Here is a 23601-nt window from a genome sequence, read left to right as displayed (position 1 = left end):
CGGTTGCGTCGCAGAAACAATCTGAGGTAGCATTCCCCGATCCCTCTGCTGATGGAGAAAGCCGTGCGTGTGGCCTTTGCGCTGGCCGGGCTGGGCGGCTTGAACGCCCATGGCGCCGGCTTCCTCGATACGGCCCGCGCCTGGGGCGTGACGCCGGATCTCGTCACCGCGACATCCGGCCAGATCCTGGTGCTGTCGGCGTGGCTTCAGGGTCTCGATCTGCGCAACGAGCTGATGTCCTCCGACCGCCACCGGGATCCGGCGTCGCAGTTGCGCACGGTGATGTTCGGCTATCCCGGGGTGTTCCGTCCCGCCTATGCCGAGGCGCTGGCGCGCCTCGTCTCCTGGCCGGATTGGCGCGACGGCCCGTTCAACGCCCTCGCCGACCGGCTGTGGCCGGCGCAGCAATATGTCCCGGTGCGCAGCGAGGCCGACTTCGCGCACGCGGCGGAGACGCTCAACGCCACGCCGATCGGCGTCGTGTTCAACACCTATGATCCCGAGACCGGCACCGGCTATCTCTACGGCAACGAGGCGGCGCGGGCGCTGCTGCCGTCGGAGAAGTCGGTTCCCAATGCTCATGCCGTCAAGGCGCGGCAATCGGCGGCGAAGCGCGACCTGCGCTACGCCTCCGAGGTGCTGGCCGAGCGCGCCATCCGCCCGATCACGCCGGAAGCGGTCAAGGCGGCGCTGTGGCTGTCGCTGTACGGCTTCACCAAGCTGCCGCAGGGACAGATGGACGGTGCCTATCACCGTGCCAGCATCATTTCCGAGCTGCACGGTTTCGACCGCGTCTTCGCCGTCCGCCCGCTCGCCCAGGGGTGGCAGGGCCAGGCGCCGGCCAATTGGTTCGAGGTGCAGGACTGGACCACCGAGATGTGGTTCTCGGTCGGCTACAAGGCCGAGGTCGATGCGCTCAAGCGCATCAACGACCTGATCGCGAGCGGCGCCATCACCGATCCCAAATACAAGACCGTGGAGCTGGTCGAGATCCAGCCGGAGACGCCGGCCGGCTATTTCAACTACTTCGTCGAGCGCGGCGAGGTGTATGAGAACGCGGTGGTGGCGACGGAGATGAAGTTCGCGGAGCTCGGGCTGGTGAAGCCGGGGACGTGAGCGGTCGGCATTCGGTCACGGCCGCCGCCGCGCGATGCGGTAGCGGCCGCGATGGCCGTGGTCAGCCTGCGGTGATGGCTCCCACAAGCGCTTCGTTGGTCATCGGCCTGCCGTGCAGATTCCAGGTGCCGTCGACGGCATGGACGCCGTTGGACCAGATCCGGTCCCTCGCCAGCGCCCCGCCGGAGAGGTCATGCAGAATGTCGGTGGCTTCGCCGAAGAACGCCGTCTGGATGTCGTGGCTGGCGAGCGCAAAGGACGGCGTCTTGGTCTCGATCCAGGCTCCGTCGACAGGCGTGCCACCGGCGAAGGTCTGGCCCTTCGGCAGGATGTTCAGATGGGCTGTGACGTTCGCCGTCATGATCCTGTTTCCCGCGAGACCATGATGTCTCAGGAACGCTTCCGTGATCCGCGCGACGGCGATCGGCGCCTTGTCGGCAGCGATGACGCCTTCGGTGAGTGTGAGACTGATCGGCATGAGTCCTCCTGTGCCCGCGCTATGGCGGTTGTCCGGGGAATGGCGGCCATTATATAACGACCGTGATGTATTGATAGAATAACGATCGTTATGAGTCAATCATGAAATAACGATCGCTATGAGAGGCGCCAGATGCGGTATCAGGCCGAACATAAGCTGGAAGCAAAGGCAAAACTGTTGGAGGCCGCAGGCCGCGGATTTCGCCGGCTCGGCTATGGCGGGATCGGCGTCGATGGTCTGGCCAAGGAGGCCGGGGTCACCTCCGGCGCATTCTACGGTCATTTCAAGTCGAAGGACGCCGCGTTCGAATCCGCCGCCTTGGCCGGACTCGAGGAACTCAGAGCCGGCATTGCAGCCCTTCAGGCGGAGCAGGGCGCCCGCTGGGCCGAGACGTTCGTCGCCTTCTATCTCGGTGAGCGCCTCACTTGCGCGCTGGATGCGAGCTGCGGCCTGCAGAGCCTGACCCCGGACGTCACGCGCGCCAGCGCGGCCATCAAGGCCAGCTACGGCGCGGCGCTCGAACGGGTCGCCCGGCAGATCGCGAAAGGGTTGCAGGGAAAGACCGACGAGGCGCGGCTGCAAAAGGCCTGGGCATTGATGGCGCTTCTCTCGGGCGGCGTGACCATGGCGCGCAGCGTCGCCTCACCCGAAGCCCGCGACGCCATCGCCGCCCACCTCAAGCAAGCCGCACTCGCGCTGCTGTAGGACGTTTGCCGCGCGAGCACCCAGCTTCGCAAGTTCGAACCCGGCCTCTCGCCCCAACGGCGGTGAGCTCCCCTCCCCCTTGCGGGGAGGGGTTGGGGGTGGGGGTCCACGAGTCACCCTGCCCCAGATGAAATCGCCTGCGATGGATGACCATCAGCGATGGCTCGTCACCCATGAGCAGGGGTATGACGATCGTATCGTCCTCTTTGGCATTGCTGGCCTGGGTCGCATCTTTGGCGTGCTCCCACGAACGTCAGCGCCCCACGGCCCCCCACCCCCGACCCCTCCCCGCAAGGGGGAGGGGGGCGCACCGCCATCGCGGTACTAACTCAACCTCAGCGCCGCTGCCGATAGGGCTGGCATGGCAACTCGCCAAGCAATCCTGGAATACGCGTGATCATCGAGCCGATTGCCTTTGTAGATAAGAATTCCGGTGACGACGCTTTCGTGCTGGCTCGCGTCGTCGGCAATGCTGTTGGATTGGTGTTGTCGTTGAGGACGGCCGGAGACATCGAGGTCCTCATGGAAGCTGAGGAGCTCGATCGAGTCATTGATGCGCTTCAGAAGGCTCGCTCGGCGGTGGGTGGCGCGCGAGGCGACGCCGTGGCTCGGCCGACTGGGATTAGTGGATCACGCCAGCAAGGGATTCTGCGATGTCCGGTTCAATACTTCATGTGGTCTTCAATTCGTCCGCAGCGGGTACGTTGCGCGCAGCGTTTGGGAAATCCGGCCGCGACGAGCGCGTGATCGGCCTTCCCGACAGTTTGAGCTTCGGCCCGATCGATCCGCCCGATCCGGCGTTGCGAACCGCTTGGGTGGAAGAGAAATTGGGATTCTCTGGCTGGGACGAGGTCGGCGGTCAGGCAACATCGTTCTGGAGCGAGGCCCTCTCGCGCAATCACCGAAGGATCGTCTGGTTCACTCGACGCTCGACCCAGGAATATGCCGGCTTTCTCGAATTCCTGTGGCGGCTCGGTCAGGAGCCCCTTGAGGTGATCGATCTCACCGACACCATGGTGCGGAGAGGAGGCACGACCGAGCCGCAGCTGGCCGTCAGCTTGGCGCTGCTTCCGCCTGAGGTCATCAGCGACAACAATCTCTGGGATCTCGCGGAGGACCTGACCCCCGGGTCGCGTGATGTGTATCGCGAACGTTGGGCGCGCCTGAAAGCTGACAACGCGCCATTGCGCATCCTCAGCGACGGCGAGCTGATATCGGCGCCGATCTCGTTCTTTGATCCCGTGCTGCTGTCATACGCCACTGCCGAATGGCAGAAGGCCACGAGGATCATCGGCGAGGCTCTCTGCGAACCTCCGACAACCACGCTTCAGACGGGTGATCTGCTCCTGATCGCGCGAGCCCGTGCGCTTGTCGCAGCCGGTCGTCTGGAATGTCGTGGCGACGTGTTCGAGATCAATCGCAGCGAATTGCGATTGCCGGCTGCAGAGGGGTAACGGCCGCTCTTGGCCGGCGAGTTCGCTGCGCGCGTTTCGAGACGAAATTCCTCAGCCGCCTCAAGCTGATTTGGCCTGTCCAGTCCCTCGGGCAAAAATATTCTTGTTTCTACTTTTCAGAATCCATGCTTTGATGCTCGCGTCCCACCCCGGCACGAGGGGCGTATCGCGGTCGTCACGAGACGCGGGGTGGAGATGCGGTGGGCGCGTCACGTCGCAGCATGGCTTTTGTCGTGCGGACGAACGGCGGGCGCGCACGGTGAAGTCGCATGGTCCTGGCCTCCCGACGCTGAGGCTACACCGGTGGTGATGATGATCCGCTGGTCACGGGGGCAAGACAGCCCGGTCCCCGGGGAGAATGCGTATAATCCGTCAAACCATCGCGCAGGGAAGGCCGGTCGTCCGGCTGACCTGTGGTGACTGCCGCCTGCTTTTTTTGCTGCAGGCGGGCCACGGGCATCAGCCGATGCCCGGCCTTCCCTGCGCCCTCGACTTAGAAAGGGCGGTCTTGAACATCATCACTCGGGCCGATCGTGTCGCGAGAATGCGGACGTATGTTCCGTTCTCGCCCTGCCAAGGCTCTCGCCTTCGCCCCGCGGGTGCGCGTGACTGCGCCCTCGCCCCTTGTGGGAGAGGGCATGTAGGACAGAGCCGCAATTGCGGTTGGGTGAGGGGTATGCCTCTGCAAGCGCCACTCGTTGAGAGAGACCCCTCACCCAACCGCGTTCGCGGATGGGCCGCACATGCCCTCTCCCACAAGGGGCAAGGGCACTATATCGGGCAGCCGGCTCGCGGCGCCGCTCTTGATTTGCCGACGCATCCCACCCCCCTTTGTGTCCCTACCGCCCCTTGACCCCGCCCGCCGCCCGTGGTCAGTTCCGCGCCATGAGCACCCTTGTCCGCCCAGCCCGTCTCTGGTGGCGCACCTTGTAAGAGGTGGCCGGTGCGATTCATTTGACATTCGATCGCAGAGGGGCCGCCACGCAGCGGCGGCTTCCGGTTGGTCCTGTGTGGCGTTTCCTCGGCAAATTCCGTAAGAGGACGCCCAAGAGGACCCCATGAACAGGACCGTTTTCGCCCTTCCGGCCCGCAGCGACTACCGCACCTCCAGCGGGCTCGCGATCACGCGCTCCGTCGAGCAGTTTTCCGGCAATGCCAGCCGGCTCGACGACCTGATCGACCTGCTCGACCGCCGCCGCGGCGTGGTGCTGTCCTCGGGCACGACCGTGCCCGGCCGCTACGAGAGTTTTGACCTCGGCTTCGCCGACCCACCCCTGGTACTGGAAACCAAGGGCACCGACTTCACCCTGCAGGCGCTCAACCGCCGCGGCGAGGTGCTGATCGCGTTCCTGAAGGACACGTTGCGCGAGCCCTGCGTGGTCATTACTGCGGCTTCGCCGGCGCGGCTGGCCGGACACATCGTCCGCGGGCCTGCCCCGGTCGAGGAGGACCAACGCACCCGCCGCGCCAGCGTGATGTCGCTGGTGCGGGCGATGATCGCCGCGCTGTCCGCCAATGACGATCCGCTGCTCGGCCTGTTCGGCGCCTTCGCCTACGACCTCGTCTTCCAGATCGAGGACCTCGTGCAGAAGCGGCCGCGCGAAAAGGACCAGCGCGACATCGTGCTCTACGTGCCCGATCGCCTCCTGGCCTATGACCGCGCCACCGGCCGCGGCGTCGTGCTGTCTTATGATTTTTCCTGGAACGGCCAGTCGACATCAGGCCTGCCGCGCGACACCGACGCCAGCGTCTATCTGAAGGAGCCGCGCCAGGGCTTTGCCGACCACGCGCCCGGTGAGTACCAGGCCACGGTCGAGAAGGCCCGCGCCGCCTTTGCCCGCGGCGACCTGTTCGAGGCGGTGCCCGGCCAGTTGTTTGCCGAGCCGTGCGAGCGCTCGCCGGCGGAAGTGTTCCAGCGGCTTTGCCGGATCAATCCGTCGCCCTATGGCGCGCTGATGAATCTCGGCGACGGCGAGTTTCTCGTGTCGGCGTCGCCTGAGATGTTCGTGCGCTCCGACGGACGGCGCGTCGAGACCTGTCCGATCTCCGGCACCATCGCGCGCGGCCGCGATGCGATCGGCGATGCCGAGCAGATCCGCCAGCTCCTGAACTCGGAGAAGGACGAATTCGAGCTCAACATGTGCACCGACGTCGACCGCAACGACAAGGCGCGCATCTGCGTGCCCGGCACCATCAAGGTGCTGGCGCGCCGCCAGATCGAGACCTACTCGAAGCTGTTCCACACCGTCGACCACGTCGAGGGCATGCTGCGGCCGGGCTTCGACGCGCTCGACGCGTTCCTGACCCACGCCTGGGCCGTGACCGTCACCGGCGCGCCAAAGCTGTGGGCGATGCAGTTCGTCGAGGACAATGAGCGCTCGCCGCGGCGCTGGTACGCCGGCGCGATCGGCGCCGTGAATTTCGACGGCTCGATCAACACCGGCCTCACCATCCGCACCATCCGCATGAAGGACGGGCTCGCCGAGGTGCGCGTTGGCGCCACCTGTTTGTTCGATTCGGACCCCGCGGCCGAGGATCGCGAGTGCCAGGTCAAGGCGGCGGCGCTGTTCCAGGCGCTGCGCGGCGATCCGCCGAAGCCGCTGTCGTCGACGGCGCCGGACGCGACAGGCTCCGGCAAGAATGTGCTGCTGATCGATCATGACGACTCGTTCGTGCACATGCTGGCCGACTATTTCCGCCAGGTCGGCGCCAACGTCACGGTGGTGCGTTATGTCCATGCACTGAAGATGCTGGCCGAGCGCAGCTGGGATCTGATCGTGCTCTCGCCGGGGCCGGGCCGTCCCGAGGACTTCAAGATCTCGACCACCATCGATGCCGCGCTTCAAAAGAAGCTGCCGATCTTCGGCGTCTGTCTCGGCGTGCAGGCGATGGGAGAGTATTTCGGCGGCCAGCTCGGCCAGCTCGCCCAGCCGGCGCATGGAAGGCCCTCGCGGGTCCAGGTGCGCGGCGGCCGCCTGATGCAGGGGCTGCCGAATGAGATCGTGATCGGCCGCTATCACTCGCTGTTCGTCGAGCGCGACAGCATGCCCGAGGTGCTGACGGTGACGGCGGCAACCGAGGACGGCGTGGCGATGGCGATCGAGCACAAGACGCTGCCGGTCGGCGGCGTGCAGTTCCATCCGGAATCGCTGATGTCGCTCGGCGATGCCGTCGGTTTGCGGATCGTGGAGAATGCATTCCGGCTGAAGCAGCCGGCGTAACAGGTGGTCGCCGTCATCGCGAGGAGCGTAGCGACGAAGCGATCCAGAGTTGTTTTCGCGGCCCTGGATTGCTTCGCTTCGCTCGCAATGACGAATTCCTCGCGGTCACGGCAAAACAAGGTAGCGAGAGCACGATGACGTTCGATCTGGACATCAAGAACACGGTCCGCACCATTCCGGACTATCCGAAGCCCGGCATCCTGTTCCGGGACATCACGACGCTGTTGGCGGACGCGCGCGCGTTCCGCCGCGCGGTGGACGAGCTGGTGCATCCCTGGGCCGGATCGAAGATGGACAAGGTCGCCGGCATCGAGGCCCGCGGCTTCATCCTCGGCGGCGCGGTCGCGCATCAGCTCTCGGCCGGGTTCGTGCCGATCCGCAAGAAGGGCAAGCTGCCGCACAAGACGGTCAGCATGTCCTACGCGCTGGAATACGGCACCGACGAGATGGAGATGCATGTCGACGCGGTGCAGCCCGGCGAGCGCGTGATCCTGGTCGACGATCTCATCGCCACCGGCGGCACGGCCGAAGGCGCGGTGAAGCTGCTGCGCCAGATCGGCGCGACCGTGGTGGCGGCCTGCTTCATCATCGACCTGCCGGATCTCGGCGGCGCCGCCAAGCTGCGCGCGCTCGACGTGCCCGTGCGCACGCTGATCTCGTTCGAAGGGCACTGAAACGCGCGCGGCGGCGTCAGGACCGCTGCATCAGGAGCTCGTTCTCGATCTCGCGCAGCGCATAATAGTTGCGCCGGATCCATTGATAGAGCTCGGTGGAGGGGTCCTTCTCCTGGCGCAGATAGCCGGTGAAGGAGAACGAGAAGCGCTCGATGTAGGTTCGGAGGAAGGCGGGCAGGGCGGCAATGCGCAGATGCTTGCTGCGGCTGTAGAGGTCGGGGAGCTCCTCGCGCAGCACGTGGTCGTTCTCGACCACGATCAGCTGTGCCTTCGGGATCTGCCGCCGCAGGGCGTCATAGGCGCGCATCGAGACGCGGTCGCCCTCGGCGCAGTACAGCACGATCGGGACCACGTTCCGCCGTGCGGCCTCCTTCAAAAAGCCAATCTGTTCGGACATTTTGAAGAACTCGTCGAACGAGTAGTAGCCGAGGTCGATCACCTTGGGGATACCGTCGTTGAGGATCACCCGGTCCATCAATTGGATCTTGCCGTAGGTGTCCTCGATTGTCGCGGTTTCCGTGATCTGCGGCAGGAAGTCGAGCAGCGACGGCTCGCGCAGGGTGACGTCGAAGGCGAGCACCTGGCCGTTCTTGAGCAGCAGGAACTCGCTCAGGACCCGCGCAAGCAGCGTCTTCCCGGATTGCGGCCGGGGCGAGCAGACGATGTAGACGGGCGTCGCGGGCATCCGACCTATATCAGGTCAAATGCGGTTGCGATAAAGTCCCATCAGTCACGGGAATGCTATTTTTCCCCGGCCGGCCGCGGCGCCGCCGCCTTGGTCGAGCCGACGATGTCGGTCAGCTTGATCCGGTCGTACTCGCTCCAGACATTGGCGAGCCAATGCCGGACATAGCCGCGCAGCACGAAGGAGTAGTTGGCGGCCTCGTCGCGCGGCCCCTTGTTGGCGACGAATTTGAGGAACGGCACCGACGCCACCTCGACCTGCTCGAACGCCATCTCGTTGAGCTTCGGGATGGTCAGCTCGGTCGCGTCCTTGATGCGGTGGAAGTAGGAATTGTAGGTCGACTGGTCCCACTCGAAGAAGCTGGTGTTGTTGATGAAGTTCTTCACCAGGAAATATTTCGCCCCGATCATGTAGCTCGCGGTCTCGGCGATCTCGTCGAGCGAGGCGATCGACGAGCCCAGGATGTGGAACACCGCGAAGGTGATCTGGCCGGAGCGGGCGGCGTCGAGGAAGCCGATGTCGCGCAAGGCGGCCAGTGTCGGCGACATCAGGCCGGCGCGGACGTCGATCACGGTCACTGACGGCGCCACCGCGCTCAATGTGTCGAAGATCTTCATCTGGTCCGGCGTCGAATTCATGTCGACGATCTCGGTGATCTCCGGGTGGAAGCGCTTCAGGGTGCCGCGCGGATGCTCGGTGTCGAACGCCCGGGTGGGGACGTTGTTGGCGCTGAAATAATCGAGCAACGTCCGCGACACCGTGGTCTTGCCGACCCCGCCCTTGTCCGCGCCCACCACAACCACTGCCGGTTTCGCCATGGAAAGTCCTTCAGCCCTGAGGCCGGCCAGGGGGCCGGCGCATTGCATTCTGCTTTGGGCGCGAACATGGCAGAAACGCTGGAGAATTCAAATTCATTGCAGCACGGGACCGGGGAAATTTGCGCCTTCGCCGCCGCGGGCCGGAGCAATCGGAGGCATTCCGGCCAAACGTTCGTGCCGGCGAGGAAGCACTTGCAAGCGAGTGGCAGCGACGATTGCCCGTCGCACGGCATTCGCCCCCGATTCCGCTGCGAAGGAGGGGTCTAGTGCCGGCCCCAGGGACCGGTTGCGGGTGTGCTCCAAGGTCCCTCGGGAGCGGCTTGTCCCTGGCCGGATGGCGTAGGCGGGCCATCGGCCTGGCCCCAGGGACCGCCGGACGGCAGCGGTGGCGGAGCGTCGCTTTCGGTCGCGTTGGCGCCGGTGTCGTCCGGCTGTGCCTCGTCCGTGGGCAGTGCCAGCGGGCCGGGATCATGGCCGCCGGCGAACTTGATCAGCGCCTGGACCCGGGCATCGACGGAAGGGTGGGTGGCGAACAGGTCGGCAAAGCCCTCGCGCGGATTGTCGACGCACAACTCCATGACGGCGGAGGTGGCGCCGGGCAGCTCGCCGCGCCCTTCGATCTTGCGCAGAGCGCTGATCATGGCGTCCGGATTCTTGGTCAACTCGACCGACCCGGCATCGGCGAGGTATTCGCGGGTGCGCGACAGCGCCAGCTTGACCACCTGGGACAACAGCCAGGCCACCAAGATCAGCACGACCGCGATGATCACGACGATGATCGCCCCTCCGCCGGAGCCCTTGCGGTCGGAGTCGGACGAGGAGGAGGACGACGACGAGCGGCCCCAGCCGCCGCCCCAGCTCATATTGGTGAACAGGCGGAAGAACAATTCGCCGAAGAAGCCGACGACGCCGGCGATGATGACGGCCACGACCATCAGCTGCACGTCGCCGTTGCGGATATGGGTGAGTTCGTGACCCAGCACCGCCTCGATCTCCTTGTCATCGAGCGCAGCGAGCAGGCCGGTCGTGACGGTGACGGCGTATTGCCGCTGATTGAGGCCGGTGGCGAAGGCATTCAGCGCCGGGCTGTCCATGATCTTCAGCTTCGGCATGGTGATGCCGCGCGAGATGCAGAGATTCTCAAGCAGATTGTACAGCCGCGGCTGCTCCTGGCGGGTCACCGCGGTGCCGCCGGTGACGGCGTCGATCATCGTCTGGTGGAAGAAATAGGCGATCACGATCCAGGCCGCCGCGCCGATCGTGGCCCAGGGCAGCGCCTTGATCAGGTCGCGGGTGGCAGCGTTCATGTAATAGGCGACGCTGCCATTGCCGTTGATCATGACCTCCGCGATCAGCGCACCGGCGAACACCAGCACATAGATCAGCAGGAACAGGCCGCCGAGCAGCAGCACCGAACGGGTCTTGTTCGATGCGATGTGGGTGTAGAGACCGTAGGCGGCCATGGCGTCGGACCCTTCAGCGCGGAAGGCGCGGGATCAGAACTTGACGCTCGGCGCGGCCTCGACGTCGGCCCGGCTGGCGCCGAGATCGAAGAACTCCTTGCGGGTGAAGCCGAAGGTGCCGGCGAACAGTGCGGCGGGCATCTGCTGGATGCCGGTGTTGTATTCCTGCACAGCGTTGTTGAAGAAGCGGCGGCTGGCGGCGATCTTGTTCTCGATGTCGGACAGCTCGCTGGCGAGCTGCTGGAAGTTGGCATTGGCCTTCAGATCCGGATAGGCCTCGGACAGCGCGATCAGCCGGCCGAGCGCACCGGAGAGCTGGCCTTCGGCCGCCGAGACCTGGGCCGGTCCCTGCGCCGACATGGCCGCATTGCGGGCCTTGATCACCTCATCCAGCGTACCGCGCTCATGCGCGGCATAGCCCTTCACGGTCTCGACCAGGTTCGGAATCAGATCGTGGCGCTGCTTGAGCTGGACGTCGATGTCGGCAAAGGCCTGGCCGACCCGCTGGCTGAGGGCGACCAGCCGGTTGTAGGCGCCAAGGGCGAACAGCACGAGAATGACGATGATGCCGAGGACGATCCAGCCGGACATGACGGGCTCCGAGGGAGGGGGCGGGAGAACGAGGCGGCCGACACGCGACGGCGCCGCCGGTCCGCAGGTGGACCGGCGTGCATTGGTCGCATCAGGGGGGATGCCCGTTCAAGTCGCTTTGGCCTGACCGGTCCGTTCGATGGGCGCCCAGGTGGCCGAATTGGCGCCGGAGGCAACGACGCGCAGGGCTCAATAGGGACGGGCGATCCGCCATTGCTGCGTGGGGTCGTTGCCCTTGATATCGCCGGGGGCGCTGTCGAGCTGCGAGGTGTAGAGCGGCCGGTAGCGGTAGGCCCACATCTTCTTGCCGTCGCTGCGGGTGATGACGGTGAAATCGCCGGTCGCGACCGCGTTGTCGGGCGCCGACAGCGGGGGGCGCTTCTGGGCACAGTCGCCGTCGCAGGTCGATTTGGTCCCGGTCGTGTCGCGCTCGGTATAGTACAACGTCATGCCTTTCGGGTCCGTCAGAACCGGCCCGTTCTTGCCGATGATCGCCCTGGCCGGCGGGCCTTCCTGCTTGGGAGCCGGCGGCGGCGCCGAGGACTCGCCGCCATGGCCGCCCGCGAAGGCGGTCCCTGCCGAAGCCAGCAGCATCGCAGCGATCGTCATCGTCCTGAACATCGAAATGCATTCCCTTGTGAGCAGCGCATGTCAGCGCCCGTTGCAGCTCACCGTAGCAAACGCGGATTTCTCGCCGGTTTCGCGAGATCGCGAAAATGAGAGACAAACTCGACCGGACGTTAACCATGGGCGGCCGGGCAGGTATTCAGCGGCGCGGCGGCGGCTCCACGCCGTCGCCCCAGTCCCACCGGCGGGCGGCGGCGAAGGCGGGCTTGTCGCGGCGCGGGATGCTGACGACGCCGGCAGCGCCGTCCGCCTGACACAGCTTCGCGGCTGCCCCGATCTTGGTGATCGCCGGCGGCGCGAGCACGCGTGCGGCGGGACGATGCGTTGCTGGCTTGCGAGTGAGGGCAATGAAGCTGAACTTCTCGTCCTCGAACGGGACGTCGGCGCCCTTCAGCTCGCGATGCGCCCGGGACCGCGCCAGCCGCTGCGCGAAGTGGCACCAGTCCGGTGCGACCAGCGGGCAGGGGGCTGCGTGCGGGCAGGGCGCCGCGACATGAGCCCCGGCCGCGATCAGGCGGTCGCGCGCCGCGATGATGCGCTGATAGCCGGCGGGCGTGCCGGGCTCGACGATGAGGAGCGTATCGCCGGTCGTCGCCCACAGCGCGTCCACGATCGCGGAGCGTTCAGCGTCCGCCAGCTCGCCGATCATGTAGCTGGCGATGACGAGATCGGCACGTCCGGCACGATCGAGCAGCGCTCGCGCCGGTCCCAGCGCATAGGAGAGGTCGCGCAGGCGCATCGTGTCGTCAGCGAGCGTCAGCGCCAGCCCGCGCAACGCTGCATTGGAATCGACGGCGTTGAACGAGGTCAGCGGCGGAAACGCTTCCGCCGCAGCGAAGCTCGCGGTCGCTGGCCCGGCACCGACGTCCAGCAGCGAGGCCGGTGCGAAGTCCGGGCAGGCCTGCATCACGGCGTTCAGGCTCGCCGCGATCGCGGCATAAGTCGCCGGCATCCGCACGGTGGCATAGGCGATGGCGTCGGCGTCGCTCGTGATCGTTCCGGAATTGCCGCCGCTGCGATAGGCGGCCGAGATGCGGGCCGCTCGGGCCGCCGCATCCTGCCGCGACTGCCCGTGCAGCCTGGCTTCGAGGGACGCCTTCAGCGCGGCGGGCAGATCGGGAGAGATCATCGTCCTCTCCATGCGTCATCCCGGGCGCCGCTGACGCGGCGATCCGGAATGACGGAGCACGGTCACGCCACCTGCTGGTCGAGGATCTTCACGGCCTCGTCGAGCGCGACCGAGACGAGCTGCGACACGCCGCGCTCGGCCATGGTGACGCCGAACAGCCGGTTCATGCGCGCCATGGTGATCGGGTTGTGGGTGATGATGATGAAGCGGGTCTCGGTCGAGCCCTTCATCTCGTGCAGCAGGTTGCAGAAGCGTTCGACGTTGTGGTCGTCGAGCGGCGCGTCGACCTCGTCCAGCACGCAGATCGGCGAGGGGTTGGTCAGGAACACCGCGAAGATCAGCGCCATCGCCGTCAGCGCCTGCTCGCCGCCCGACAAGAGCGACAGCGTCTGCGGCTTCTTGCCCGGCGGCTTGGCGATGATCTCGAGGCCGGCCTCGAGCGGATCGTCGCTCTCGATCAGGTGCAGCGCCGCCTCGCCGCCGCCGAACAGCTCGGTGAAGAGACGCTTGAAGTGGTCGTTGACGGTCTCGAACGAAGACTGCAGGCGCTCGCGCGCCTCCTTGTTCAGGCTCTGGATGCCCTGGCGCAGCCGCTTGATGGCCTCGACCAGGTCGTCGCGCTCGGTGGTCAGCGCGGTGTGCGAGCCCTCGACCTCGGTGAGCTCCTCCTCGGCACGCAGGTTGACGGCGCCGAGCCGCTCGCGGTCGCGGCGCAGCTTCTCCAGGGTCTCTTCGATCTCGTGCAGCGGCGGCAGTTGCGTGTCCGGACCGATCTCGGCCATCGCCGCGACGGCCTGCGGCTCGCATTCGAGCATGTCGTGGATCTCGCGCTCGACGTCGCCGATGCGGCGCTTGGCGCTCTCCAGCCGCTCCTCGGCGCGCGCAGCCGCCTCGCGCGACTTCGACAACGCTTCCAGCGACGCCTTGGCGGCGCGGTCGGTGTCGCCCATCGCGGTCTCGGCCTCGGCCAGCGCGTCGGCCGCGACCTGGCGCTCCTCCTCGGCAATCGCAAGCTCGTCGATCAGCGCGCTGCGCTTCTCGGCAAAGATCTCCGGCGCGTTGTCGAGCTCGGCGCGCTCGTCCCTCACCTCGGCGATGCGCGCCTCGATGGTGGCGATCTGCGAGCCGGCGCCGCGGATGCGGTTGAACCAGTCGTTACGCTCGCTGATGATCGCCTGCACGCGGCGATCGGCGAGCTCGGCCTCGCGGGCCAGCGCCTGCGCCTCGGCGCGCACCTGCGCGGCGGCACGGCGCTTGGTCTCGATCTCGGCGCGCACGGCGGCCAAGCGGCCGTCGGCCTCGGTGGTCGCCGGCAGCTCCTCGATCGCCTCCAGCGCATTCTGGTGCAGCTCGGCGATCTCGGCGCGGTCATGGGCGAGACGCGTGGACGCCTCGACCAGCGCCGATTTGCGCGCCGAATGGCGGTTGATTTCGCGCTCGGCGTTGGCGTGGCGCTCGCGCGCCGAGTTCACCTCGCGCTGCGCGGCGCGCCAGGCTTCGCGCGCGGCGCTCTCGGCTGATGTCGCGGCCCTGACCTCGGCCTCGGCGCTCTCCAGCGCCTGGCGCTTGTTCGCGGCATCGATGCGCGCCTGCTCCAGCTCGGCCTCGATGTCGATCAGGCGGGCACGCTCGGCGAGGCGGCGGGCGGCACCAGTCGGTGCATGCGCGGCGGCGATGAAGCCGTCCCAGCGCCAGACGTCGCCTTCCGGCGACACCAGCCGCTGGCCGGTCCTGAGCTGAGAAACCAGTTGAGCGCCGCGATCGCGCGACACGACCCCGATCTGGGCGAGACGGCGCGACAGCTCAGGCGGCGCCTGCACATAGGCGGCGAGCGGCTCGACTCCGTCGGGCAGCGCGGGGTCGGTGACCTCCGCGCCGGCGACGGTCCAGTGCATCGGCGCGGACGCATCGACCGGAGCATCGAGATCGTCGCCGAGCACGGCGCCGAGCGCCTTCTCATAGCCCTTGGCGACGGTGACGCCGTCGATGATCGGCGGCCACAGATTCTTGGTCTCGCTGTTGACCATCTTGGAGATGGTGCGCGCCTCGGTCTCGAGCCGCTGCGCGCGCTTCTCGGCTTCGGCGAGCGGCGCGCGCGAGGCTTCGAGCTTCTGCCGCGCATTGGCCTGCGCGGCCTCGTTGGTCTGCACCGCGGCTTCGGCCTGCGCCTCGGATTCTTCCGCGGCTTCGAGCGCGGCGGCGAGCGTGTCGAGATCGCCGAGATGGGCGGTCTCCTGCGCCAGACGCTCCTCGTCGGCGCGGACATTGGCGATGTCCTGGTCGAGCCGGGCGAGCCGGTCGCGATGGCTGCGGACGTTGGCCTCGAGCTGGTTGCGGCGCGCGGTGAGATCGGCGAGCTGCGTCGTCAGCTCGGTGAACTGGCGCTCGGTCTCGGTCAGATCAGCCTCGGCCTCGGCGACGCGCTCGTCGACGCCGCTGCGCATCTCGACGCGCGCCTTGATCTCTTCCTTCAGCTCCGCGTCTTCAGTCTCCAGGCGCTGCAGCGCGACCTGCGCATCCTGGTTCTGCTGCTGCTCGCGCGCAACGTCGGCGGTGAGCTGCATCAGGCGGCGGTCGAGCTCGCCGACGCGCTCCTTGGCGCGCACCTCCTCGCGGTCGAGCAGGTCGCGGGCGTTCTTCAGCCGCTGCATCGTCGCGGCGGCGCGGGCCTCGGCCTCGCGCAGCGCCGGCAGATGCGACGAGCGGATCGCCTGGATGCGGGCGGATTCGGCCTGCTCGCGGGTCCGCTCGGCCATCTCGCGGACCGCGACATCGTGCACATGCGCGGCGTCGTTGAGGTCGGCATGCGCCCCCATCCAGCGCAGATGATAGAGCGTGGCTTCGGCCTTGCGCACCTTGGCGGCGACCTCGCGATAGCGGATCGCCTGGCGGGCCTGCTTGCGCAGGCCTTCCATCTGGCCGGAGAGCTGGCCGATGACGTCCTCGACGCGCAGCAGATTCGTCTCGGCCGCCTTCAGCCGCAGCTCGGCCTCGTGGCGGCGCGCATGCAGGCCGGCGACGCCGGCGGCGTCTTCCAGCACGCGGCGGCGCTGCTCGGGCTTGGCCTGAATGATCTCGCCGATCTTGCCCTGGTGGACCAGCGCCGGCGAGCGAGCGCCGGTGGCGGCGTCGGCGAACAGGATCTGCACGTCGCGGGCGCGCACGTCGCGGCCGTTGATGCGATACACCGAGCCGGCCTCGCGCTCGATGCGGCGCGAGATCTCGAGAATGTCGCGGTCGTTCACGGCAGCCGGCGCGGTGCGATCGCTGTTGTCGATCGTCATCACCACTTCGGCGTGGTTGCGCGAGGGCCGCGTGTTCGAGCCGGAGAAGATCACGGCGTCCATGTCGGCCGCGCGCAGCGATTTGTGCGAGGTCTCGCCCATCGCCCAGCGCAGCGCCTCGACCAGATTCGACTTGCCGCAGCCGTTCGGACCGACGACGCCGGTGAGACCGGGTTCGATCACGAAGTCAGTCGGTTCGACGAACGTCTTGAAACCGTGAAGACGAAGACGCGTGAGTTTCATGCACAGATTCTCTGTTGGCGGGAGACGAATCTCCCAACCCCGACAATACCATGGAAGGCAATGTCAATGTGGACTGAGTCGCCTTTGCGCCCCATTCTAGGGGCCGGACAATGGCGATGGCCGCCCGCGAGGGCAACCCGGCGGCCCCGCTTTTCCAAGGCTTTCTCGCGGCGAACGGCCCACGAATCAGAAGCGGCCCCACGAAGGGGCCGCGCTGTGTCTTGTCGGACTCAGTCTCTCGAATCAGCTCTTCAGAAGCGGGTTGATCTTCTTCTGAAACTCCTCGATCGAAGCCTCGCCCTTGATCTTCTCGCCGTTGATGAAGAAGGTCGGCGTCGAATCGACCTTGAGAATGTCGCTCGCGTATTTCTGGTCGGCGGCGATCTTGTCGAGCAGCGCCTGGTCCTTGAGGCAGGCCTCGACCTGCTGCTGGCTGAGGCCGGCCTGCTTGCCGATCCGCGTCAGCGTCTCCGTGGTGTTCTTCACCACCCAGTCGTTCTGCGAGCGGAACAGCATGTCGGTGACCGCAAAATACTTCTGTGCGTCGCCATTGGCGATGCAGCGCGTCAGCATCGAGCCCGCGGCGGCTTTGATGTCGAGCGGGAACTCGCGGAAGATGTAGCGGATCTTGCCGGTATCGATGTATTCGGCCTTCAGCTTCGGGAACACGGTGGCGTTGAACGCCGCGCAATGCGGGCAGGTCATGGAGGCGTATTCGGTGATGGTCACCGCAGCGTCTGCCGGCCCGATCGCCATGTCGGGCAAGGACTGGGGCTTGGCGACATCGGCGGCGCTCTGCGCCATCGCGTCCGAGATCAGCCGCAGCGGGGACAGGCCCGCCAGGGCGGCGAGGCCGGTCAGCGACAAGGCTGCGGTGAAGGCGCGGCGGGTAATGATCAAGGCTCTGCTCCGAAATGGGCGCATCTCGCGCCTGAAACACTCGTGACGTGGCTTTTCGCTAGCTTGAAACCCAGTTGGAGGCAATGCCGGCGCTCAAGCCGGGATCAAACGGCGAACGTCAATTTCGCTTGATGGCCGCGCCCAGCCGGGCCAGCGCGTCACGCAGCGCGTCGTCCTCGATCGCGGTCAGGGTCTGCGCGACTTTCGCCACCGTCTTCGGATCGGGCGGGGCCGGGCGGCGCTTCACCGGCGGCCGGGTCAACGGGCCCTGGCGCAGCGCCAGCTTGCCGACGGCATGCCAGCCGAAGAAGCGGTTGACCCGCTCCAGGATCACATCCGAGGAATGCTGGATCTCCAGCGCCATCGGCCCCTCGACGCGCAGGATCAAGGTGGCCGGCTCCTGCGGCTGGCCCTCGACCGGCCGCGGCCATTGCATCTTCAACGGCTGGGCATGCTCGGCGATGTCGCGGCCCGCGATCTCCGGCCAGCGTGTCACGAGTTCACGTGCGGCAAACCCCTGCTTGGCATAGGCGGCCGTCAGCACGTCGCCCATCATCAGCGAGAGAGGCTTTGCGGTGAGACGGCCGGGCTTTGCCATGATCAATGCTCGCAACGGCGCGGGCGTCAGGCCGCACGCGGCCGGATGGCCTTCAGGTCCGGCGCAATCTCGCGGCGCCGCTGCATGAGATCATAATCCATCTGGAGACCGAGGAAAAAGCCCTCCGAGATCCGGAAATAACGGGCAAGGCGCAGGTCGGTGTCGGCAGTGATGTCGCGCTTGCCCAGCACGATTTCATTGATCCGCCGGGGCGGCACGTGAACGGCACGCGCCAGCGCGTTCTGGCTCAGCCCCATCGGCTTGAGGAATTCTTCCAGCAGGATTTCGCCGGGATGGGGATTGTGCAGCAGGTTGCTTCTAGCGGTGGTAGTCGACGATTTCGACATGCGCCGGTCCTCTATCATCCCAGACGAAGCAAATTCGCCATTGATCGTTGATCCTGATCGAATGCTGGCCGACGCGGTCAGCCTTCAAGGCTTCGAGACGGTTGCCCGGCGGCACGCGGAGATCGTCGAGAACCCGCGCCTGATTCAAAAGACGAAGTTTGCGAAGCGCGACATCCTGGATGTCGGACGGCAATCTCCGGCTCCGTCGGCCGCTCCATATCAGCTCCGTCTCGCGATCCGCGAAGCTCTGGATCATCCGGAACTTATAACGCGGGACGTTATAGAATGCGAGCGCATTCTATTTGGCTCTGCCACGAGTTGGGGACTTCCGGATCAGGGTTCTGGTCTCGTTGCTCGTTTCCTCGTATGGAGGAGGGGTGGCTCAACTCAAGGCTTCTCGCAAACATGATATCGCTGTCGGGGAAGCAGGGCGTCCCGCACAGCTTCTCGCCTGGTACGACCGCCATCGCCGGCGGCTGCCATGGCGTGCGCCAGCCGGACAGCGCTCCGATCCGTATCGGGTCTGGTTGTCGGAGATCATGCTGCAGCAGACCACGGTGAAGGCGGTCGGGCCGTATTTCGAGAAGTTTGTCGCCCGCTGGCCTGATGTCACGGCGCTCGGCAGCGCCGATCTCGACGACGTGCTGCGGATGTGGGCGGGGCTCGGCTATTATTCGCGGGCGCGCAACCTGCATGCCTGCGCCGTCACCGTGATGCGCGAGCATGACGGCGCCTTCCCGGACACGGAGGAGGGCTTGCGCGCGCTGCCCGGCATCGGTCCCTATACTGCCGCGGCCATCGCCGCGATCGCGTTCGATCGCCTGACCATGCCGGTCGACGGCAACATCGAGCGCGTCGTCTCGCGGCTATTCGCCGTGGAGGAGGCATTGCCGCAGGCCAAGCCGCAGATCCAGGCGCTAGCCGCCACCTTGCTCGGACCGTCCCGCGCCGGCGACAGCGCGCAGGCGCTGATGGACCTCGGCGCCACCATCTGCACGCCGAAGAAGCCGGCCTGCGCGCTGTGCCCGCTGAACGACGACTGCGCAGCGCGCGAGCGCGGTGACCAGGAGACGTTCCCGCGCAAAGGCGCCAAGAAGACCGGCGCGCTGCGGCGTGGCGCCGCCTTCGTCGTCGTCAGGGGCGATGAGCTGCTGGTGCGCTCGCGTCCCTCGAAGGGCCTGCTCGGCGGGATGACCGAGGTCCCCGGCTCGGAGTGGCGCGCCGGCCAGGACGACGCCGACGCGCTGGCGCAGGCGCCAGAGTTGGCCGGTGTGAAAGGCTGGCACCGCAAGCTCGGCGTCGTCACACATGTCTTCACGCATTTTCCGCTGGAGCTCGTGGTCTACGCGGCCCGCGTGCCGGCCCGCACGCGCGCGCCAGACGGCATGCGCTGGGTGCCGATCGCGACGCTCGACGGCGAGGCGCTGCCCAACGTGATGCGCAAGGTGGTGGCGCATGGGTTGGGTGATTGAGGATGCGTCTGTGACGGAGGCTGAAGAACCCGGCTAGCTGACGTAGAGTGGGCAAAGGTGCGCATCACCACAGCTCGCCACGGCCGCGCTGTTTCGCGCGCCGTGCCCATCGTTTGGCTCTGGGTGCGCGGTGACGCGGTGGGCACGCTGCCGCCCTGGCGGGCGGCTGCTTTGTTCACCCTACCTGATCTCGGCCGATCGCGACGCTCGTCCGCCGCGCCCATGGCGGCCCTCGTAGCTACCCGATCAATTGAATCTGGACCCTGGACGGAGCGTCCTTGAGCACGCTGGCCGCGGTCGCGCCAAAGGTTGCCTTGAAGGCGTGGCTGAAATGGCTGGAGCTCGCAAAGCCTGCATCGAGGGCCGCCGACGTGATGGAGTCGCCGCCTCCCACACGCTCCACGGCGTGCCGGAAACGAATCCAAATCCTGAACGTCCTCAATGGCACGCCAATCTCTTGGACGAACAGATGCTGCAGGCGGCTGGGGGAAAGGTCGACTCGCCGGGCCAGTTCCTGGATCGAGTGATTGCGGGCGATGTCAGCCCTTATGATAGACACGATATGTTCGACCCGCGCATCGACTCGTGGTGGACGCGGTTCGATCCCCAATGCCTGCTCAGCCGCGAAATCGAAATCGTCGAAGCGTAGCCTATGACCGGCCTGATGCAACGCGTAGAGATTCCGCACAGCGACGATAAGCGAGCTTTCGACGTCAGGGGCCAGTGAGCTTAGGCCACATCCCTGATGGGGCGAGAGGCGCCGATAGTAAGGATCGTCAGGATCGTTGTATATCACGGCGACCGGCGCCCCGCTTGGATCAAGGGTATGCGACAAGCCTGCGGGGACGATGGCCGTAAGGCAGGTCAGGCTTTCCCCGGCCATTGTGGTGCCGATCCGCAGAGGCCCCTGAAGCGCCACCAGGCAGACCGATATTGGATGCCGGTGCAGCGGCAGCGCACCTGGACGCCCGATGAACATCATTCGCTGAGGCCAGAGGCACAACAAAGCTCTCTCGTCGAAGTTGGTAGCCGATTCTGGCAAGCGACCATTCCTCCACACGTCTATGCTGCGAGAAGATCACGCCGACGCAATCCAGCGACCTGGGCGCGCAGCTTTTGTCGTACGCGGCGTCCATAGCGGAAAGATCTGTTTGGGGAAATGATGTCCAACGCTCTCTTGATTGCGACTGTTGAGTTGTGGCGGCTTCTTGCCGTGGCCGGCATCTGGAAATGCCGCCTACACGGTACAGCCCGCTTGCAACACGCACCCGGTCAGCCTCGGCCAGACTAAGAGACGACGGTCCGTGTCACGCGCGCCGCGCCCGGCACGCGAGACCCCCTCAGCGATTGCGCCGCCGTGCCGCGGACCACGCGTCCTCGGCCGATGGAGCGCCGCGCCGTCACACAAAACGCCCCACCGCAGCCTCTCCCATACTCCGGAGCACCAGATGACCCTCACCGCCCCCTACGACCCCAACAACATCTTTGGCCGAATCCTTCGCGGCGAAGTTCCCGCCGCCAAGGTCTGGGAGGACGATCACGTCCTCGCGTTCATGGACGCCTTTCCGCAGTCGGAGGGGCACATCCTGGTGATCTCGAAGACCTCGACCTCCCGCACCCTGCTGGACGTGGAGCCGGACGTGCTCGCTCGGATGGCCGTAGCCACCCGACGCACCGCCCGGGCCGTGGTCAAGGCGCTCGCACCCGAGGGTTTCCTGATCGTGCAGTTGAACGGGGCTGCCAGCGGTCAGACCGTCTTCCACCTGCATTTCCACATCATACCTCGCTGGGCTGACGTGCCGATGAAGGGCCACGGGGAGGCGCCGATGGGTAAAACAGAAACCCTGCTCGCCCTCGCCGACCGCATCGCCGCTGCGCTCGATTGACCGCAGCCCGGCATGCGGTCCGCTGTCGCTCAAATACCAATCGGAATAGCTCGATGTGGCAGCACGAAGACGATGTGGTCATGCCTTGCGGCGACGGGCCGTCGCCCTGCGGGGTCTCACCGGAGGCTTCAAGCACTGGGAGCTTGTCCGAAGTCCTGCTCAGCAACGGCACCTGGGAAGCTCAGCAAGGATTCTCACATGTTTCGTTCACTTAGCATTGTCATCACCGGGGGAGCGACAGGCCTGGGCTTTGCGATAGCGAACGCGCTTACCCCTCAAGGCGCTCGGCTGACGCTCCTCTCGCGGCGGACCGATAATCTGGACCTCGCGGCTCACGAACTTCGTCGGCGACACGCCGGCGCCGATATCGAGGTTCAGGCCGTCGATGTTGGCGATCCAATTGCGACGTTCCAGGCCATCGGGGAGGTTGCTCGTTGCCGAGGCGGGATCGACATGGTGTTCAACAATGCCGGCGTGATGCGCGAGGGGCGGTTCGAGACCCTCACCGACAATGACTTCCGGGACGTGATGCAAACCAATTTCTTTGGTGTGGTGAACGTCACCAGGGCTGCTTTACCCCATCTGGGCGCCACTGGCGGGCGGTTGATCAATATAGCATCGATCGCTGGTTTAACCGGCATTTTCGGTTTCACCGCCTATGGATCTGCGAAACATGCCTTGGTCGGCTTCACCGAATGCCTGCACTACGAGCTGCTGCGCCAAGGTATCAAGGTTCATCTCGTCTGCCCGGGAGAGTTCGAGACGCCGATGGTCGCGGAGCTCGATTCCTATCGGACACCGGAGAACCGGAGACATACGCTGACCATCCCGAGAACTCCCTTGGACCTCGTGGTTGCGGATACATTGCGGGGAATCCAGCGCGATCGGCATTTCATCGTTCCGGGTGGGCGTGCCCGGCTGGCCGTCCTCGGCCTTCGGCTCTTCCCATCGATTGCGCGTAGGCTTGGCGCGCGCATGGTCGCGAAGCTTGAGCGGAAGCGCCGGCGTGAGGGGCCCGGGTGAGAGAGAGCGGATTCACGCCTCGAACAACGACCTGGATCAGCGCCCGGCAGCCGCGCCTGGACAGCGCTCGGCGATGGCGACTTCGGCTGCTGACACAGGGCTGGCAGCAGCGGACATTTAGAACTTGGGCGCAACGAGGAGGCACCCATGATCGCAACCGCAATCGACACGCTCGCTTCGCCGCCCTGCGCCATGTTGCTCGGCTGGCGGCTGATCGACGGCCGCCCGGCTGACGGCTGGATCAAGATCGGCTTCGACGGCAAGCCGGAGTTCTGCAACCCGGCCGGATTCATCCAGGGTGGCATACTCGCATCGATGCTCGACGATACGATGGGACCTGCGGTCTTCATCAAGACCGAGGGCCGGCTCTACACGGCGACCGTCAGCATGACCGTCAACTTTCTTGCGCCGGCAAAACCTGGACCGATCGTCGGCGAGGCGCGGGTGCTCCAACTCGGCAGGACGATAGCCTTCATGGAGGCACGCCTCACTGGCGATGCCGGTGTATTGCTCGCCACCGCAAGCGCGAGTGCCCGGCTGGTCGAGGCGACGAAGGCGCTCGCCAAATAACCTCAAGCTTGCCGGATACGCAGGACGTTCCGAGATATCTTGCTCCGGCGACCGTACCGACACGCTCCGCCGTCGTCCCGGCGAACGCCGTGATCCATGCCCCCAGGGAGCGGATTGGAGAGTTACAGAGTTACGGTGACGCTGCTGGACTGCACCCCTCAAGTGAGACACGATAATCTCAGTGACAATGGGTAAAGTCATCGCATCGTGTTTTGCTTGAACGCGGCTTCGAACTCAAGAGGAGATCGATAGCCGAGGGCCGAATGCAAGCGCTCCTTATTGTAGATCTCGGCGATGAAGCTGTTGATCCGGCGCCG

Annotated in this window: 23 protein-coding genes; 10 read left to right on the top strand and 13 right to left on the bottom strand. The window is 66.0% G+C overall.

Annotated features, from left to right (window positions below; genetic code table 11):
- Positions 1 to 63 precede the first annotated feature (63 nt).
- Positions 64 to 1116: a hypothetical protein gene (locus ACQR2C_RS27700; RefSeq protein ID WP_316238227.1), complete on the top strand. Its 1053-nt coding sequence runs from the start codon at positions 64 to 66 to the stop codon at positions 1114 to 1116.
- Positions 1117 to 1177: 61 nt separating this feature from the next.
- Here ACQR2C_RS27700 and ACQR2C_RS27695 read toward each other — a convergent pair whose 3' ends face one another.
- Complete coding sequence (locus ACQR2C_RS27695) at positions 1178 to 1594, bottom strand: 4-oxalocrotonate tautomerase (RefSeq protein ID WP_316238228.1); 417 nt, start codon at positions 1592 to 1594, stop codon at positions 1178 to 1180.
- Between the two features lie 132 nt (positions 1595 to 1726).
- On the opposite strand from ACQR2C_RS27695, the gene ACQR2C_RS27690 reads away from it, so the two are divergent.
- The 5 genes from ACQR2C_RS27690 to ACQR2C_RS27670 all read left to right on the top strand — a co-directional run bounded on the left by ACQR2C_RS27690 (position 1727) and on the right by ACQR2C_RS27670 (position 7648).
- Positions 1727 to 2299, top strand: a complete 573-nt coding sequence (locus ACQR2C_RS27690; RefSeq protein ID WP_434882529.1) for a TetR/AcrR family transcriptional regulator — start codon at positions 1727 to 1729, stop codon at positions 2297 to 2299.
- A 393-nt stretch (positions 2300 to 2692) separates the two neighbouring features.
- Positions 2693 to 3046, top strand: a complete 354-nt coding sequence (locus ACQR2C_RS27685; protein WP_434882528.1) for a hypothetical protein — start codon at positions 2693 to 2695, stop codon at positions 3044 to 3046.
- Positions 3004 to 3753, top strand: a complete 750-nt coding sequence (locus ACQR2C_RS27680) for a DUF3658 domain-containing protein (RefSeq protein ID WP_434882527.1) — start codon at positions 3004 to 3006, stop codon at positions 3751 to 3753. Before ACQR2C_RS27685 ends, ACQR2C_RS27680 begins: the two co-directional genes overlap by 43 nt.
- Positions 3754 to 4811: 1058 nt before the next feature.
- The gene (locus ACQR2C_RS27675) at positions 4812 to 6974 is read left to right on the top strand and encodes an anthranilate synthase component I (RefSeq protein WP_434882526.1); all 2163 of its coding nucleotides are present in this window, start codon (positions 4812 to 4814) and stop codon (positions 6972 to 6974) included.
- Between the two features lie 134 nt (positions 6975 to 7108).
- Positions 7109 to 7648, top strand: a complete 540-nt coding sequence (locus tag ACQR2C_RS27670; RefSeq protein WP_035646710.1) for an adenine phosphoribosyltransferase — start codon at positions 7109 to 7111, stop codon at positions 7646 to 7648.
- Between the two features lie 16 nt (positions 7649 to 7664).
- On the opposite strand, the gene ACQR2C_RS27665 is transcribed toward ACQR2C_RS27670, so the two are convergent.
- The 11 genes from ACQR2C_RS27665 to ACQR2C_RS27615 all read right to left on the bottom strand — a co-directional run bounded on the left by ACQR2C_RS27665 (position 7665) and on the right by ACQR2C_RS27615 (position 18589).
- The gene (locus tag ACQR2C_RS27665) at positions 7665 to 8333 is read right to left on the bottom strand and encodes a hypothetical protein (protein WP_315802792.1); all 669 of its coding nucleotides are present in this window, start codon (positions 8331 to 8333) and stop codon (positions 7665 to 7667) included.
- Positions 8334 to 8389: 56 nt separating this feature from the next.
- Positions 8390 to 9151 (bottom strand): hypothetical protein, encoded by a 762-nt coding sequence (locus ACQR2C_RS27660; RefSeq protein WP_009025709.1) that lies wholly within the window; start codon positions 9149 to 9151, stop codon positions 8390 to 8392.
- 263 nt (positions 9152 to 9414) lie between these two features.
- Entirely contained in the window at positions 9415 to 10614 is a 1200-nt protein-coding gene (locus ACQR2C_RS27655; protein ID WP_434882525.1) for a M48 family metalloprotease, read from the bottom strand.
- A gap of 33 nt (positions 10615 to 10647) precedes the next feature.
- Positions 10648 to 11205 carry a LemA family protein gene (locus ACQR2C_RS27650; protein ID WP_315802794.1) on the bottom strand — a complete coding sequence of 186 codons (558 nt, stop codon included), beginning with the start codon at positions 11203 to 11205 and terminating at the stop codon, positions 10648 to 10650.
- Positions 11206 to 11394: 189 nt separating this feature from the next.
- The gene (locus ACQR2C_RS27645; RefSeq protein WP_434845364.1) at positions 11395 to 11826 is read right to left on the bottom strand and encodes a COG4315 family predicted lipoprotein; all 432 of its coding nucleotides are present in this window, start codon (positions 11824 to 11826) and stop codon (positions 11395 to 11397) included.
- A 145-nt stretch (positions 11827 to 11971) separates the two neighbouring features.
- Positions 11972 to 12961, bottom strand: coding sequence for a small ribosomal subunit Rsm22 family protein (locus tag ACQR2C_RS27640; protein ID WP_434882524.1), 990 nt, complete (start codon positions 12959 to 12961; stop codon positions 11972 to 11974).
- A gap of 62 nt (positions 12962 to 13023) precedes the next feature.
- A complete protein-coding gene (smc, locus tag ACQR2C_RS27635) occupies positions 13024 to 16488 on the bottom strand; it encodes a chromosome segregation protein SMC (RefSeq protein WP_434882523.1) in 3465 nt (1154 codons plus the stop codon).
- A gap of 243 nt (positions 16489 to 16731) precedes the next feature.
- Positions 16732 to 17388 carry a DsbA family protein gene (locus ACQR2C_RS27630; protein ID WP_315802798.1) on the bottom strand — a complete coding sequence of 219 codons (657 nt, stop codon included), beginning with the start codon at positions 17386 to 17388 and terminating at the stop codon, positions 16732 to 16734.
- 118 nt (positions 17389 to 17506) lie between these two features.
- The gene (locus ACQR2C_RS27625; protein ID WP_315802799.1) at positions 17507 to 17986 is read right to left on the bottom strand and encodes a DUF721 domain-containing protein; all 480 of its coding nucleotides are present in this window, start codon (positions 17984 to 17986) and stop codon (positions 17507 to 17509) included.
- A 26-nt stretch (positions 17987 to 18012) separates the two neighbouring features.
- Entirely contained in the window at positions 18013 to 18333 is a 321-nt protein-coding gene (locus ACQR2C_RS27620; RefSeq protein WP_315802800.1) for a HigA family addiction module antitoxin, read from the bottom strand.
- A complete protein-coding gene (locus ACQR2C_RS27615; protein WP_315802801.1) occupies positions 18305 to 18589 on the bottom strand; it encodes a type II toxin-antitoxin system RelE/ParE family toxin in 285 nt (94 codons plus the stop codon). Before ACQR2C_RS27615 ends, ACQR2C_RS27620 begins: the two co-directional genes overlap by 29 nt.
- Positions 18590 to 18710: 121 nt before the next feature.
- Here ACQR2C_RS27615 and mutY point away from each other — a divergent pair, with 121 nt between their 5' ends.
- Positions 18711 to 19805 carry an A/G-specific adenine glycosylase gene (gene mutY, locus ACQR2C_RS27610; protein WP_410051434.1) on the top strand — a complete coding sequence of 365 codons (1095 nt, stop codon included), beginning with the start codon at positions 18711 to 18713 and terminating at the stop codon, positions 19803 to 19805.
- Positions 19806 to 20043: 238 nt separating this feature from the next.
- On the opposite strand, the gene ACQR2C_RS27605 is transcribed toward mutY, so the two are convergent.
- Positions 20044 to 20787 (bottom strand): helix-turn-helix domain-containing protein, encoded by a 744-nt coding sequence (locus ACQR2C_RS27605; protein ID WP_434882522.1) that lies wholly within the window; start codon positions 20785 to 20787, stop codon positions 20044 to 20046.
- Between the two features lie 466 nt (positions 20788 to 21253).
- Between ACQR2C_RS27605 and ACQR2C_RS27600 the strand changes: the two genes are divergently transcribed.
- From ACQR2C_RS27600 to ACQR2C_RS27590, 3 genes are all read left to right on the top strand, one after another.
- Positions 21254 to 21691 (top strand): HIT family protein, encoded by a 438-nt coding sequence (locus ACQR2C_RS27600; protein ID WP_434840462.1) that lies wholly within the window; start codon positions 21254 to 21256, stop codon positions 21689 to 21691.
- Between the two features lie 198 nt (positions 21692 to 21889).
- Positions 21890 to 22714 carry an SDR family NAD(P)-dependent oxidoreductase gene (locus tag ACQR2C_RS27595; protein ID WP_434882521.1) on the top strand — a complete coding sequence of 275 codons (825 nt, stop codon included), beginning with the start codon at positions 21890 to 21892 and terminating at the stop codon, positions 22712 to 22714.
- A 147-nt stretch (positions 22715 to 22861) separates the two neighbouring features.
- Positions 22862 to 23284, top strand: coding sequence for a PaaI family thioesterase (locus ACQR2C_RS27590; RefSeq protein WP_434882520.1), 423 nt, complete (start codon positions 22862 to 22864; stop codon positions 23282 to 23284).
- Positions 23285 to 23601: the final 317 nt, after the last annotated feature.

The sequence above is a fragment of the Bradyrhizobium sp. HKCCYLRH3061 genome, assembly GCF_051168015.1.
In the GTDB taxonomy this organism is placed as follows: domain Bacteria; phylum Pseudomonadota; class Alphaproteobacteria; order Rhizobiales; family Xanthobacteraceae; genus Bradyrhizobium.
This window is presented reverse-complemented; position numbering and strand designations above follow the sequence as displayed.